At 56.6% G+C, this 13,678-nt stretch carries 14 protein-coding genes; 11 read left to right on the top strand and 3 right to left on the bottom strand.

Annotated elements, in window-relative coordinates; translation table 11 throughout:
* The first annotated feature begins 1 nt into the window (after position 1).
* From gmk to I9185_RS03430, 10 genes are all read left to right on the top strand, one after another.
* Positions 2–643 carry a guanylate kinase gene (gene gmk / locus I9185_RS03475; RefSeq protein WP_152457986.1) on the top strand — a complete coding sequence of 214 codons (642 nt, stop codon included), beginning with the start codon at positions 2–4 and terminating at the stop codon, positions 641–643.
* The gene (locus I9185_RS03470) at positions 640–1,164 is read left to right on the top strand and encodes a gamma carbonic anhydrase family protein (protein ID WP_210092359.1); all 525 of its coding nucleotides are present in this window, start codon (positions 640–642) and stop codon (positions 1,162–1,164) included. The genes gmk and I9185_RS03470 overlap by 4 nt, the downstream gene beginning before the upstream one ends.
* A gap of 27 nt (positions 1,165–1,191) precedes the next feature.
* Complete coding sequence (locus tag I9185_RS03465) at positions 1,192–2,232, top strand: ATP-binding protein (protein WP_210092358.1); 1,041 nt, start codon at positions 1,192–1,194, stop codon at positions 2,230–2,232.
* 193 nt (positions 2,233–2,425) lie between these two features.
* Positions 2,426–3,466 (top strand): substrate-binding domain-containing protein, encoded by a 1,041-nt coding sequence (locus tag I9185_RS03460; protein ID WP_210092357.1) that lies wholly within the window; start codon positions 2,426–2,428, stop codon positions 3,464–3,466.
* Positions 3,467–3,558: 92 nt separating this feature from the next.
* Positions 3,559–5,031 (top strand): phosphate ABC transporter permease subunit PstC, encoded by a 1,473-nt coding sequence (gene pstC, locus I9185_RS03455; protein WP_210092356.1) that lies wholly within the window; start codon positions 3,559–3,561, stop codon positions 5,029–5,031.
* Complete coding sequence (gene pstA, locus I9185_RS03450; RefSeq protein WP_210092355.1) at positions 5,028–6,359, top strand: phosphate ABC transporter permease PstA; 1,332 nt, start codon at positions 5,028–5,030, stop codon at positions 6,357–6,359. The genes pstC and pstA overlap by 4 nt, the downstream gene beginning before the upstream one ends.
* A gap of 12 nt (positions 6,360–6,371) precedes the next feature.
* Positions 6,372–7,169: a phosphate ABC transporter ATP-binding protein PstB gene (pstB, locus tag I9185_RS03445; RefSeq protein WP_171228332.1), complete on the top strand. Its 798-nt coding sequence runs from the start codon at positions 6,372–6,374 to the stop codon at positions 7,167–7,169.
* Between the two features lie 16 nt (positions 7,170–7,185).
* Entirely contained in the window at positions 7,186–7,887 is a 702-nt protein-coding gene (phoU, locus tag I9185_RS03440; protein WP_171632476.1) for a phosphate signaling complex protein PhoU, read from the top strand.
* A gap of 12 nt (positions 7,888–7,899) precedes the next feature.
* Positions 7,900–8,589, top strand: coding sequence for a phosphate regulon transcriptional regulator PhoB (gene phoB, locus I9185_RS03435; protein ID WP_152457978.1), 690 nt, complete (start codon positions 7,900–7,902; stop codon positions 8,587–8,589).
* Positions 8,590–8,775: 186 nt separating this feature from the next.
* On the top strand, positions 8,776–9,543 hold the full coding sequence (locus tag I9185_RS03430; RefSeq protein WP_171723278.1) for an SDR family oxidoreductase: 768 nt from the start codon (positions 8,776–8,778) through the stop codon (positions 9,541–9,543).
* Here I9185_RS03430 and I9185_RS03425 read toward each other — a convergent pair.
* Both I9185_RS03425 and I9185_RS03420 read right to left on the bottom strand, forming a co-directional pair.
* Positions 9,519–10,409, bottom strand: coding sequence for an acyl-CoA thioesterase II (locus I9185_RS03425; RefSeq protein WP_171632482.1), 891 nt, complete (start codon positions 10,407–10,409; stop codon positions 9,519–9,521). The genes I9185_RS03430 and I9185_RS03425 overlap by 25 nt on opposite strands.
* 51 nt (positions 10,410–10,460) lie before the next feature.
* A complete protein-coding gene (locus tag I9185_RS03420) occupies positions 10,461–11,693 on the bottom strand; it encodes a serine hydrolase domain-containing protein (protein WP_171723279.1) in 1,233 nt (410 codons plus the stop codon).
* Between the two features lie 197 nt (positions 11,694–11,890).
* Here I9185_RS03420 and I9185_RS03415 point away from each other — a divergent pair, with 197 nt between their 5' ends.
* Positions 11,891–12,520, top strand: a complete 630-nt coding sequence (locus tag I9185_RS03415; protein WP_171723280.1) for a 2-hydroxychromene-2-carboxylate isomerase — start codon at positions 11,891–11,893, stop codon at positions 12,518–12,520.
* Between the two features lie 28 nt (positions 12,521–12,548).
* Here the strand turns inward: I9185_RS03415 and I9185_RS03410 are convergent, their stop codons facing one another.
* Positions 12,549–13,367: an SDR family oxidoreductase gene (locus tag I9185_RS03410; RefSeq protein WP_210092354.1), complete on the bottom strand. Its 819-nt coding sequence runs from the start codon at positions 13,365–13,367 to the stop codon at positions 12,549–12,551.
* Positions 13,368–13,678: the final 311 nt, after the last annotated feature.

Raw genomic sequence — 13,678 nt, 5'->3', positions numbered from 1 at the left:
CATGGCGGACCGCCGAGGCCTACTAATCATCCTGTCTTCTCCGTCCGGAGCGGGCAAATCGACCCTGGCCAGACGGCTGATGGCCTGGGATACGGATCTGGAATTCTCGATCTCGGCGACGACCCGTGCCCCGCGCCCCGGGGAAGAGCATGGGCGCGAGTATTTCTTCCTGTCCGAGGACGAGTTCAAACAGCAGGTCGCTGATGGGCAGATGCTGGAACACGCCCATGTATTCGGAAACTTCTATGGTTCGCCTGCCGAGCCGGTCAAAAATTCGATCAATGCCGGTAAGGACGTATTGTTCGACGTCGATTGGCAGGGCGAAGTGCAGATCCGGAATTCGGATCTGGGCAAACACGCGTTATCGATTTTCATTCTGCCGCCGTCCATCCCCGAGCTGCGCCGCCGGCTGGAAACGCGCGGGCAGGACAGTGATGACGTCATCGCCCGTCGGATGCTCAAAAGCTGGGATGAAATCAGTCACTGGGGCTATTACGACTACGTCCTGATCAACGATGACCTCGAGGCAACCGAAGAAAAGCTGAAAACCATCGTCAGCGCAGAACGGATGCGCCGCATTCAGCAACCCAGGTTGCAACAGCACGTCCGCAAGTTGCAGAGAGAATTCGAGGGACTGTCATGACAGTTTACGCTTTGGGCGAGCACGCTCCGCACATTCACGACGACACTTGGGTCGCGCCGGATGCCAATCTGATTGGGAAGGTTGTGCTGGAGCAGGGAGCCTCGGTCTGGTTCGGCTGCACGATTCGCGCGGATCACGAAGAAATCCGGATCGGCGAGGGCAGCAACGTTCAGGAAAACTGCGTGATGCATATCGACGCCGGTTTTCCCCTGATGATTGGTCGAAACTGCACCATCGGCCACAAGGTGATGCTGCATGGCTGCACCATAGGCGAAAACACGTTGGTCGGAATGGGCGCAATCGTCCTGAACGGGGCAAAGATCGGCCGGAACTGTCTGATCGGAGCAGGGGCCCTGATCACCGAGGGCAAGGAAATCCCCGACAATTCGCTTGTCATGGGATCGCCGGGCAAGGTCGTACGCCAGCTTGATGAGGCTGCGGCGCAAAGGATCACGTTCAGTGCGCTGCACTATCAGGAGAACATGCGCAAATTCCGCGATACCCTGAAACCTGTGCTTTGACGCGAAGGAATGAGTGGGTTTTGACGCATGACGGAAGACGTTCTTAAGGACATTGTTCTTGCGATCCCGTTGCCGGCGCTGATGGTGGATCAGACCGAACGGATCATTGCCGCGAACACAGATGCAACGTCCCTTCTGGGCCAGAACATTGTTGGACGTCATTTTGCGACCATATTGCGACAGCCACAGGTTCTGGACGCGATCGAGCAAAGCCTTACAAGCAGAAGCGCAAAGAAAGCACGTCATCTGTCCAATGACGGTGCGCAGGACACAACATACGCAGTTGAATGCAGATACATGAACGGGGTCGCTTCGGAAGGGGCCGTTATGGTCACGTTTCAGGATACCACCCATCTGGAGCACGCCAGCCAGATGCGGCGGGATTTCGTGGCCAATGTCAGTCATGAATTGCGCACGCCGTTGACTGCCTTGATGGGGTTTATCGAAACCCTGCGCGGTCCGGCCCGGGATGACCCCGCCGCGCGTGACCGGTTCCTCAAGATCATGGCCGATGAGGCCAACCGGATGAACCGTCTGGTCGGGGATCTGTTGTCGTTGAACCGGGTCGAAAGCGAAGAACGTGTTCGACCCAGACAACAGCTGGAACTTACCGGTCTTCTTCAATCCACGATAAACTCGCTGCGGCCCCTTGCCGAAGACGCCGGTGTGGTTTTGTCGCTGGACGTGAAAAACGGCCCGCTTTCAGCCACCGGTGACGGCGACCAGTTGCGACAGGTTTTCACCAATCTTATCGAGAACGGGATCAAGTATGGTGCCAGTGGCGGTAGTGTTACGGTACGTGTCCTGCCGGTGGACAGGGATCCGGCGATGCGCGCCCCGGCGGTCCGAATCCAGTTCATAGACAAAGGCCCCGGCATAGATGCCGTTCACCTGCCGCGCCTGACAGAGCGATTCTATCGCGCCGACAGCCACAGGTCGCGGCAGCTGGGCGGAACCGGGCTTGGCCTTGCGATCGTGAAGCATATCGTCAATCGCCATCGTGGAAGACTTCGTGTCGAAAGCGAATTGGGAAAAGGCTCTGTTTTTACGGTTATTTTGCCCCGTTGAAACAGCTTGGAATGCAAGTCTGTTTTTGATCTGACCCCGTGGGGCATTGGCGTTTCATTGGAAAAAACGCAAAAAAACCCCTGCTGTCATAAAACCGTTACGCATGTGTCACAAAAGGCTTACGCACGCGCCATAGGGGTCCCCGCAGGATCATCATGGTGGTGATCAAGCACATCTTTTCAGGGAGACTGAAATGTCCTTTGTAAAACTGTCGGCATCTGCGCTGGCTATCGCTGCCGTCTCGGCGACCACTGCTGCGGCGCGTGACAATGTTCAGATCGCCGGTTCGTCGACCGTTCTGCCTTATGCCTCGATCGTAGCCGAACTGTTTGGTGAAAACACAGACTTTCCAACTCCGGTTGTTGAATCCGGCGGTTCGTCGGCTGGTCTGAAGCGGTTCTGCGAAGGCGTTGGCGAAAACACCATCGACGTTGCAAACGCATCCCGCGCGATCCGTGAAAAAGAGATCAAAGCCTGTGCCGAAAACGGTGTGACTGACATCATGGAAGTCCGCATCGGTTATGACGGCATCGTATTCGCAAGCCAGCAGACCGGGCCTGCCTTTACCGCGTTCGAACCGTCCGACATTTTCAACGCTCTGGGTGCAAAAGTTCTGAAAGACGGCCAGATCGTTGACAACCCGTACAACACCTGGGCCGATTTCAACCCGGAACTGCCCGATGTTGAAATCGCAGGCTTCATCCCGGGCACCAAGCACGGCACCCGCGAAGTATTCGAAGAAAAAGTTCTGCTGATCGGCTGTGAAGAAACCGGCGCCATGGAAGCCATGATCGCGGGCGGTATGAGCGAGGACGACGCTGAAGACGCCTGTCTTGCGGTTCGCACCGACGGCAAATCGGTCGATATCGACGGTGACTACACCGAAACCCTGGCGCGTATCGACACCAACCCCAACGGTATCGGCGTGTTTGGTCTGGCGTTCTACGAGAACAACACCGACAAGTTGAAGGTTGCCACCATGTCGGGTGTCGCACCGTCGACCGAAACCATCTCGACCGGCGAATATCCGGTTTCTCGCCCGCTGTTCTTCTACGTGAAGAAAGCTCATATCGGCGTGATCCCGGGCCTGAAGGAATACGCGCAGTTCTTCACCCATGACGAAATCGCCGGTCCGTCGGGCCCGCTTGCCAACTATGGCCTGGTCGCCGATCCCGAACTGGCAAAAACTCAGGACGCGATCTCCAACGAAGTCACCATGGGTTCGGGCAGCTGAGCCTGACGTCAGTTTAACGCAAATAGGGGCGACGGATCCGTCGCCCCTTCACTGTCTTTTTACTACACGCAATCGAAGGCAATGGGGGTGTTATGCCGATACTTTGGCTCTTTCTGATCGTTTCGGCGATCGCGGCTGTCGGCTATCTGATGGGACGCAAACGCGCGCTGCAAAACGCTGGTGGTGACAGTCGGAATCTGCATTCCCTGCCATCATTTTACGGTGCAAACGTTGCGCTGAAGACGCTTGTGCCGGCCTTCGGCCTCTTGATCGTGTGGCTGTTGGCGCAGCCTTTCTTTCTCAATGCACAGGTGTCGGGCATGATATCCGACTCCGTGATAAAGGAAGGTTCCTCTCGCAGCCTGGTGATGGCCGAAGTACGCCGCACCGCCGCCGGGCTGGACAATGCGGTTGCGCAAGGAAACCTGACCGAGAACGCCGCCAGTGATGCCGATGCGAATGTCGCCGAGATCACCCAGCTTTTGAAGGACGCGGGGCAGGTGGTGACCTCGGACATCACTCAACCGGTATTGCGCGCTGCGCAGAGCTATCGCGCCATGAGCTCGACCGGGTATGCGATCATGTCCATTGCCGTTGTCGCGGTTGCCTTGATCGGTGCCGTAGCGGGCTGGTTGCAAACCAACGCCGAATACCGTGCGCGCAACGTTGTGGAACAGGGGGTTCGTGTCCTGCTTATGGCGGCCGCGTCGGTTGCCATTCTAACAACGGTGGGCATTGTCCTGTCTCTTGTGTTCAACACCTGGGAGTTCTTCAAACTATATCCGGCGTCAGATTTCTTTTTCGGCATGACCTGGGCGCCCAGCTTTTCGGGCCGCGGCGGGTTGTCCGAACTTGGTATCTTGCCGCTGCTGTGGGGGACGCTCTACATCTCTGTCGTGGCGTTGCTGGTTGCAGTGCCGATCGGGTTGTTTGCCGCGATCTATCTCAGCGAATACGCTTCGCCCCGCTTGCGCTCTGTCGCCAAGCCGCTGCTTGAGGTGCTGGCCGGTATTCCGACCATCGTTTACGGTCTCTTCGCTTTGTTGACCGTTGGTCCGCTGCTGTTGGATGTTTTTGGTGAAAATGGCCTGGGCTGGATGAAAGCCGGCACCGCCGTCATGACTGCGGGTCTGGTGATGGGGATCATGTTGATCCCGTTTGTCTCATCGCTGTCTGACGACATCATCAACGCCGTGCCGCAGGCAATGCGCGATGGTTCCTACGGTCTTGGCGCCACGCAATCGGAAACCATCCGTCAGGTCGTTCTGCCCGCCGCGTTGCCCGGTATCGTCGGCGCGATCCTTCTGGCGGCATCGCGCGCCATCGGCGAGACCATGATCGTGGTTCTCGGGGCAGGGGCCGCGGCCCGCCTCAGCCTGAACCCGTTCGAAGCCATGACAACCGTGACAGCTAAGATCGTCAGCCAGTTGACGGGGGACGCCGACTTTGCCTCGCCCGAGGCACTGGTCGCCTTCGCACTTGGCATGACCCTTTTCATTCTAACCTTGGGGCTCAACGTGTGTGCCCTGTATATCGTGCGCAAGTATCGGGAGCAGTACGAATGACCGACACCAGTATGCAAAGCCCCGAATCCGGTCGCCATATGATCTCGCTTACGGCTCCGGATGAACGTACGACGAAACGTGCAAAAGCCGAGAAACGGTTCCGCGCTTATGGCATCGCCGCAATCGCAACCGGTCTGTTCTTTCTGGTTGTTCTGTTCGCTTCGATCCTGTCGCAGGGGATTCCGGCCTTCCAACGCACGGTCGTCAGCATTGAATTCACACTGACCGAACCGCAGCGGGACGAGGCCGAAGGGGCCCTGTTCAAGACAAAAGTCTATTCCAACCTGTTCGTCGCCCAGTTGAACAGTGAACTTGCTGAACGCGGAATCAGCGTTGATTTTGATGAGGCCGCGATCGAGCGTCTTTTGGGTAAAGTCGGCGGCACGATCCGGACCTTTTACACCGAAAACCCCGACAAGCTGGGTGAGCCGGTCCAATTCGATCTGGCAGCATCCAGCCGGGTGGACGGGTATTTCAAAGGCCGCGTATCCCGCGACACGATACAGGACAGCCGGTTTCTGCAAAAAAGCGATCTGGATCTGGTCGATGCGCTGGAACAGGCTGGCATCATCAAGCAGGCATTCAATTGGCCCTTCATCACCGGCGCGGACGCAGGCGTGGACAACCCCGGCGGCGCAGGCATCGGTGTCTCGGTTGTGGGATCGTTCTTCATGATGCTGGTCGTTCTGTGTCTGTCTCTGCCGATTGGCGTTGCAGCTTCGATCTATCTTGAAGAATTTGCGCCGCAAAACAAGTTGACTGACCTGATCGAAGTGAACATTTCGAACCTGGCCGCGGTTCCGTCCATCGTCTTCGGTATTCTGGGCCTGGCCGTTTTCATTCAGTTCATGCACCTGCCGCAATCGGCACCGCTGGTCGGTGGTCTGGTTCTGACCCTGATGACGCTTCCGACGATCATCATCTCGACCCGCGCGTCCTTGAAGGCCGTGCCTCCGTCGATACGCGACGCGGCGCTTGGGGTAGGGGCGTCGAAAATGCAGGCGGTGTTTCACCACGTGCTGCCGCTGGCTGCGCCGGGCATTCTGACAGGTACCATCATCGGTCTGGCGCAAGCCTTGGGTGAAACCGCACCTCTTTTGCTGATCGGCATGGTGGGGTTTGTCGCACGCGGATATCCCGACGGCTTTCTTGCAGGCTTTACCGAGCCGAATTCGGCCATGCCCGCCCAGATCTATACATGGGCCGCACGCGCTGACGTCGGCTTTTACGAGAAGGCGTGGGGTGGGATCATCATACTTTTGATGTTCCTGCTGACCATGAATATCATCGCAATCATCTTGCGCCGCCGCTTTGAACGCCGCTGGTAAATGGGGGCTGGAATGAACGACATGACACGAGTGGAGAGAACCGTGGACTCCAAAGACATCAAGATCAACGCCAGGAACGTACAGGTTTTCTACGGTGAAACCCATGCCATCAAGGACGTGAGCGTTGAGATCGAAGACAAGACCGTCACGGCCTTCATCGGGCCATCTGGTTGTGGCAAGTCCACCTTCCTGCGCTGCCTGAACCGAATGAATGACACCATCGATATCTGCCGCGTCGAAGGCGACATCCTGCTGGATGGTGAAGACATCTATGATAAGCGTGTCGATCCGGTCCAGTTGCGCGCCAAGGTCGGGATGGTGTTCCAAAAACCCAACCCGTTCCCGAAATCGATCTATGACAACGTGGCCTATGGCCCGCGCATTCACGGCATGGCCCGCAACAAGGCGGAACTGGATGAAATCGTGGAAAAATCCTTGCGCCGCGGCGCGATCTGGGATGAGGTCAAGGATCGTCTGGATGCACCTGGAACCGGCCTGTCCGGCGGCCAGCAGCAGCGTTTGTGCATCGCCCGGGCCGTCGCCACCGAACCCGAAGTTCTGTTGATGGACGAGCCGTGTTCGGCCCTTGATCCGATTGCGACCGCACAGGTCGAAGAGTTGATCGACGAACTGAGGTCGCGGTTTTCCGTTGTGATCGTCACCCACTCGATGCAGCAGGCGGCGCGGGTCAGTCAGAAAACGGCCTTTTTCCACTTGGGCAATCTGGTTGAATTCGGTGAAACCGGGCAGATTTTTACCAATCCGATAGATCCGCGCACGGAAAGCTACATTACCGGCCGCATCGGCTAAGCACAGGTATCTGACAATGAGCGAACAACATATTGCAACTGCTTTCGATCGCGACCTCGAGGCGATCCAAGCGCATATCATGAAGATGGGCGGGCTGGTCGAGGCCGCCATCATAGGCGCGGCCCGCTCGCTGGAAACCCGCGATGAAGAGTTGGCGCAAGAGGTGCGAAAAGGCGACAAAGCCATCGACGCGCTTGAAGAACTGATCAACGAAGAAACGGCCAGGTTGATTGCGCTGCGTGCACCCACCGCCGGTGACTTGCGGCTGATCCTGTCGGTTCTGAAGGTATCCGGCAACCTTGAGCGTATTGGCGACTATGCCAAGAATATCGCCAAACGAACCACGGTTCTGGTCAATGCCAGCGAGATCAACGGAAGCGCTGCGGCCCTGCGCCGTATGGCACGCGAGGTCGAACGGATGCTGCGTGATGCACTGGATGCCTATATCCAGCGCGATGCGGAACTGGCCACAGACGTCATCAACCGTGATGAAGAGGTTGACCAGATGTATAACGGGCTGTTCCGGGAGTTTCTGACGTTCATGGCCGAAGACCCACGCAATATCTCGGCCTGCATGCACCTGCATTTCATTGCCAAGAACATCGAACGCATGGGCGATCACGTAACCTCGATCGCCGAACAGGTCGTGTATCTGGTCACCGGCGACCGCCCGGCCGAAGCCCGGCCCAAGGCTGACAACACGTCGCAAACCGTGTAGGAGACGAGTGAGATGTCCGCAGATCAACCTACCGTTCTGGTTGTAGAGGATGAAATGGCCCAGCGTGAAGTCTTGGCCTACAACCTTGAAGCTGAAGGGTTTCGGGTTTCAAAGGCTGGCAACGGCGAAGAAGCCATGCTGTTGGTAGACGAAGACTGTCCGGACATCATTGTTCTGGACTGGATGATGCCCAATCTGAGCGGTATCGAGGTCTGCCGACGCCTGAAAAGCCGCCCGGACACGCGTTCAATCCCGATTATCATGTTGTCGGCCCGGACCGAGGAAGTCGACAAAGTTCGCGGTCTTGAAACCGGCGCGGATGATTACGTGGTCAAGCCATATTCCGTGGTCGAGCTGATGGCGCGCGTTCGCACGCAATTGCGCCGCGTCCGTCCTTCGACCGTTGGTTTGCGCCTGGAATTCGATGACATCATTCTTGACTCCGAGACGCACAAGGTCAGCCGGGACAACAAACCCCTAAAACTTGGGCCGACCGAGTTCCGGCTTCTCAGCACATTCATGGAAAAGCCGGGCAGGGTCTGGAGCCGCGAGCAATTGCTGGACCGGGTTTGGGGTCGCGACATCTATGTCGATACCCGAACCGTTGATGTGCATATCGGGCGATTGCGCAAAGCTCTGACGCAATATGGCGGGACCGACCCAGTACGAACCGTCCGGGGCGCTGGATACGCCTTGGGGTAACCACATCCTGCGCACATGACGCCAAAATCGTTTGATTTTTTGCAGAACTCGTATTTGTGGGTGGCGCCCCCGTGGCGGCAACTGGTATTCGCATAATCTGTATTATGGTAATTATTAGCTCCTTGTAACTTGGCCGCAAAGTGAACACTCTGCCCAGAACACGCAAAACTTGTTTTGGAACGCGCCATGGAGCTCAGAGATAAAACTGTCATCGTGACCGGTGCCGCAGATGGCATTGGCCGGGGCTTGGCGGAACGCTTTGCTCAGGAAGGTGCGCGCGTCATCTGTTCGGATATTGACGAGGCCGCAGCCCGTGAAGTCGCAACCCAAACTGGCGGCGTTGCCTTCACATGTGACGTTTCGGATGAGGAACAGATCGAGGCGTTGATTGATTTCACCGAAGATACCGTTGGCCCAATTGATCTGTTCTGTGCAAATGCCGGAATCCTGACGCTTGGCGGTCTGGATGTTCCCAATGATCAATGGGAAAAAATTTGGAAAATCAACGTGATGTCCCACGTGTGGACCGCGCGCCATTTGGTGCCTCGTATGATCGGTCGCGGCGGCGGATATATTCTGACGACGGCCTCTGCGGCGGGTTTGCTGAACCAACCCGGTGCGGCGCCATACGGTGTCACGAAACACGCGGCGGTCGGATTTGCCGAGTGGCTGTCGCTGACATATGGCGCCAAAGGTCTGCGGGTTTCGGTTCTTTGTCCTCAGGCGGTTCGGTCGAAAATGACTGAAGGACATGAGGTTTCAGTAGCATCGATCGACGGAGTGCTGGAACCCGAAGACGTCGCTGAAACCTGCGTACAAGCCATCCGGGAAGAACGATTTCTGGTTCTTCCGCATCCGCAGGTGTTGGATTACCTGCAACTCAAAGCGGCCGACTACGATCGCTGGCTGGGCGGAATGCGAAAGTTGAATCAACACTTTACGCCGGATACTTGACGTTTTCTCTGAACCTTCCTCATAAGACCTTCCTGAGCTACCGACGCGACCAGGGTTCCGTCTTCTGAATAGATCGATCCGCGATTAAAGCTGCGTCCCTGCCCCGTCCACGGAGAATCCATCACATACAGATGCCAGTTTTGAAATTTCACAGGTGCATGAAACCACAAAGCATGGTCCAGACTGGCGCCGTTGAACTCTCCGGAAAACCAGCTTAGCCCGTGCGGTCGCAAACCTGACGACATCAGGTTCATATCAGACGCATAGGCCAAAAGCAGGTGTTGAGTTTTTGCGTCCGCAGACGCGGCAGCCGCCATGCGAAACCAGGTTTTGTTGCGGTCATCCGACACTTCGGGGTTGAACGGATCCAGATGGTCCACCTCGCGGACTTCGATCGGGCGTTCACGCAGAAGCTCACCGCGAAAACCTTCGGGCACGCGATCCACATATGCGTGTCGAAGCTCGGATCGCGATGGGTACGTCTGCGGAGGATTCACGGTTGGCATCGGATGCTGATGATCCCAACCTTCATCCTGAACGTGAAAGGAAGCTGACATGTTCAGGATCTGCTTTCCATTTTGAATGGCGACAACGCGACGGGTTGTGAACGACCCGCCGTCACGCGCCCTATCCACCTGATAAATAACAGGTTTATCTGGATCCCCGGGGCGGATAAAATAGGCGTGCAGGGAATGGCACAACCGGTCTTCCACGGTTTTGTATGCTGCGGCAAGGGCCTGCGCGATGACCTGACCGCCGAAAATTCGGGTCGGTGTTTCTCCACCCGATCCTGTGCCGCGGAAAAGATCGACTTCAAGCCGTTCGATATCCAGAAGGTCCAATAAGATGCGTTCCGCTTCGGTCATTGTCTGCTCATGGGCTAATTGATCGAAACCCGGGTATCAGCCTAAGCAATATCATTCAATCATGGCGGCGTGCACCAAGGCCTTGAGTTCAGCCCGGGATGGATAGGAACTGGACGGCGACAATTGCGTGAAGAACACAGCCGTCAGATCGTTCTGCCAGTCGATCCAGAAATAGGTCGAGGCCATGCCACCCCAGCTGAAATCACCGACGGACCCTGGCACGCGCACCCGACCCGGGTTGAGGACAATCGACCCTGCAAGGCCAAATCCCATGCCTTCCATGGGCTGTTCCGCAAAGCTCTTTGGTCCCATCGAAGCGATATCACCCGGCAAGTGGTTGCGCATCATGAAGTCCACCGTTTTCGGGCCAAACAGTTGATGCCCGTTGCCGGACCCGCGATTGCGAAGCATGTCAACGAACTTGACATAGTCATCGATTGTGGAAACCAGCCCACCGCCGCCCGAGAACGTTGTCGCATTCGCGAATGGAGAGGTTTCGTGGGCATCCACCAGCCGCAAGGTATCGCCTCCTTGATCCGCGGAATTCAACGCCATCGCGTCGCCAGCCAGCGGCGTATAAAGCGAGGCGAACCGGTCCCCTGCCCCGTCGGGCACGGAAAACCCGGTTTCGCGCATCTCGAGGGGCGCCAGGATTTCCTGCCGGAAGAATTGTTCCAAGGTCTGTCCCGAGACGACCTCGACAACGCGCCCAACCACATCGGTTCCAACCGAATATTCCCACCGTGTTCCGGGCTGGAAAGCCAAGGGTAGCTCTGCCAGTTCACGTACGCGATCTTTCAGAAGGCCCTGATTTGGTTTGAAAATAAGGTCCTTTTCATCCATCGCCTCCGGTAGTATCCCGGGATTGAACGGATAGCTGAAACCGCCAGTATGGGTCAGCAACTGATGAAGGGTCGGGCTTGCCGCGTCCTCGGTTTGATCCAGCTTGTCCGCGCCGGGTACCAGAGCCTGCATCTGTTTGAACTCGGGAAGGAAATCCGACAGCGGCGCGTCGAGGTGAAACAGCCCACGTTCCGCCAGCATCATCAAGGCAACAGACGTGACGGGTTTGGTCATCGAGTAGATGCGTACCAGCGTGTCGCGTTGGAACGGCAAGTCTTGTTCAAGATTTCGCAGGCCGCTGGAGTGGAAAAAGACCTCATCCCCCTTGTGCTTCAGCAAAAAGGACGAGCCCGCGTATTTGCGCTGCTCAACATAGCGGTCCATCCAGATGCGAATCCGGTTCAGGCGCGTTTCATCGAACATGACTTGTTTTCGAAGCATTTTTGAGTTCCACCAGAAGTTGACTAATATCGTGTACGCGTAGGGCCTGAAACAACAGCAAAACCCAGGCTGAAATGAATGGTTATACATGCAGAGCCAAGAGGCACGCCTTAAATCCAAGTGATACAGTGAAACCGTCACAGATTCGCTTGTAAATTGTTGGACGGCGACGTGCCGTATTGGCCGGGAGGAATAGCATGACGCAAAGCTTAGATTTCGTTTACGATTTTTGCAGCCCAAATGCCTTTCTGGCCCACAAGATGCTGCCAGAGCTGGCCGCGCGGCATAATGCCAAGATCACGTATTCCCCCGTCCTTCTGCCTGTTGTTTTCAAGGCAACGCATAACCAAAGCCCGTTTCAGGCGTTTTCCGAAAACCGCCAGAAAACCGCCTATCTTACCCACGACTTGCATCGGTTCGCGCGGCGTCGCGGGCTGAGCTTTCACATGAGCCCGCATTTTCCGATCAATACGAAATTTGCGATGCGCGGCGCCCGGTTCGCCAGCGGTAAATCATGGGAAATCAAGTACATAAACGCCATATTTGATGCCATATGGGTGCATGGGCAAAAGGCGGATGAGCTGGCCGTTCTGATTGACATTCTACACGAAAACGAACTGCCAGTTCGCAAGTTGCGCGAGGCCATGACAAGCCCTGAAATCAAACAGGACCTGAAGGATCAGACCAAATCGTTCGTGCGCCGCGGCGTTTTTGGCGTTCCCAGCCTGTTTTACGGCTCTGAAATGTTCTTTGGCAAGAACAGCTTGCCGAACCTGGAAATTGAGCTGTCGAAAAACAAAAAACGAAACAAATCCAACACGTTGTGAGCAGGAGCGGCTTTGACCGCAGCGCGACTCAGAAGGCTTCGGCGAAGATATTGCCCGATGTTACAACGTTGATCCCACCAGAAACCGGGATAATCGAACCGGTTACATAACTGCCCCCGCGTCCGCACAGAAACAGCACGCACCCCGCTATATCTTCGTCACAGCCGACGCGCCCAAGCGGCACTGACTTGCCGACCTTTTCACGCTTGTCCTCATCCGCCGTAGCAAAGGCTGTCATCCGCGATACGAACGGCCCCGGAGCCAGCGCGTTGACCGTTACGTGGTAGGGCGACAGTTCCTTGGCCATGATTTTTGTCAGATGCAGTACCGCAGCCTTAGAGGCTGAATAGCTATAGGCGCCATCCCCCATGGGAACCTCTCCCATCACGGACCCGACGTTCACGACCCTGGCCGGATCGTCTGCGGTTCCGGATTGCATCAACATCGGCAGCAGCCTCTGGGTAAGCTCGAATACCCCGGCCACGTTAACCGACATCACCTTGTCCCACGCGTCATACGGAAATTGGCCCATGGGTGCTCCCCAGGTCACGCCAGAATTATTCATAAGAATATCAAGCCTTTCCGTCCGGTCCTGAATGTCCGAAACCAGTTTGGCTATACTTGCCTCGCTGCCGATGTCTCCGGCAAACCCTTCGGCACTTCCCGGTGCCTCCAGTGCATTCAGATCGGCGGCGGCCGCGACACACGCGTCCCCGTTCCGAGAAGCGATCAACACGCTCGCGCCGGCCCTGACCAACGCCTCTGCGGCCATCCGACCGATACCCGTGGCGCCTCCGGTGACCAATGCGGTTTTGCCGGGCAGCGAGAAAAGGGTATCGGGGGTCATTGTCGTGTTCCTCTGCTAAATCTGATTTCGGTTGCATTCCGACCAGATTCAAAACCTTGTCGTCTTTACAGCAATTAGCCGTCCGCTGCGTTGGCGCGAAACCGGGTTGCACCAAAATTCCACATGACAATCTTCAATCGCATCAGACACGGTTTGCAAGGATTACTCAGCGTCGCAAAGGGCCGGCCGATAAGCCCGGGTAGTTTCAATGTTCGGATACTGAAACCGACGACAATGCGCCCGAAAACCTGTTTTCCCGCTAACGAAAAGCGGATGTAGATGTGCGGCCCAAGTCCAAACGGACGCGCGGC

The sequence above is a fragment of the Ruegeria sp. HKCCSP346 genome (assembly GCF_017872595.1).
Classification (GTDB): domain Bacteria; phylum Pseudomonadota; class Alphaproteobacteria; order Rhodobacterales; family Rhodobacteraceae; genus Ruegeria.
Note: the sequence above shows the minus strand (reverse complement) of the source record. Positions and strands in the feature narration are given on the sequence as shown.

Bases quoted from the DNA above. Each gene is read 5' to 3' on its own strand.
- I9185_RS03465 (WP_210092358.1), top strand. From the start codon at position 1,192: ATGACGGAAGACGTTCTTAAGGACATTGTTCTTGCGATCCCGTTGCCG.
- pstC (WP_210092356.1), top strand. From the start codon at position 3,559: ATGCCGATACTTTGGCTCTTTCTGATCGTTTCGGCGATCGCGGCTGTC.
- I9185_RS03430 (WP_171723278.1), top strand. From the start codon at position 8,776: ATGGAGCTCAGAGATAAAACTGTCATCGTGACCGGTGCCGCAGATGGC.
- I9185_RS03420 (WP_171723279.1), bottom strand. From the start codon at position 11,693: ATGCTTCGAAAACAAGTCATGTTCGATGAAACGCGCCTGAACCGGATT.
- pstB (WP_171228332.1), top strand. From the start codon at position 6,372: ATGAACGACATGACACGAGTGGAGAGAACCGTGGACTCCAAAGACATC.
- phoB (WP_152457978.1), top strand. From the start codon at position 7,900: ATGTCCGCAGATCAACCTACCGTTCTGGTTGTAGAGGATGAAATGGCC.
- I9185_RS03460 (WP_210092357.1), top strand. From the start codon at position 2,426: ATGTCCTTTGTAAAACTGTCGGCATCTGCGCTGGCTATCGCTGCCGTC.
- pstA (WP_210092355.1), top strand. From the start codon at position 5,028: ATGACCGACACCAGTATGCAAAGCCCCGAATCCGGTCGCCATATGATC.
- phoU (WP_171632476.1), top strand. From the start codon at position 7,186: ATGAGCGAACAACATATTGCAACTGCTTTCGATCGCGACCTCGAGGCG.
- I9185_RS03425 (WP_171632482.1), bottom strand. From the start codon at position 10,409: ATGACCGAAGCGGAACGCATCTTATTGGACCTTCTGGATATCGAACGG.
- I9185_RS03415 (WP_171723280.1), top strand. From the start codon at position 11,891: ATGACGCAAAGCTTAGATTTCGTTTACGATTTTTGCAGCCCAAATGCC.
- gmk (WP_152457986.1), top strand. From the start codon at position 2: ATGGCGGACCGCCGAGGCCTACTAATCATCCTGTCTTCTCCGTCCGGA.
- I9185_RS03410 (WP_210092354.1), bottom strand. From the start codon at position 13,367: ATGACCCCCGATACCCTTTTCTCGCTGCCCGGCAAAACCGCATTGGTC.
- I9185_RS03470 (WP_210092359.1), top strand. From the start codon at position 640: ATGACAGTTTACGCTTTGGGCGAGCACGCTCCGCACATTCACGACGAC.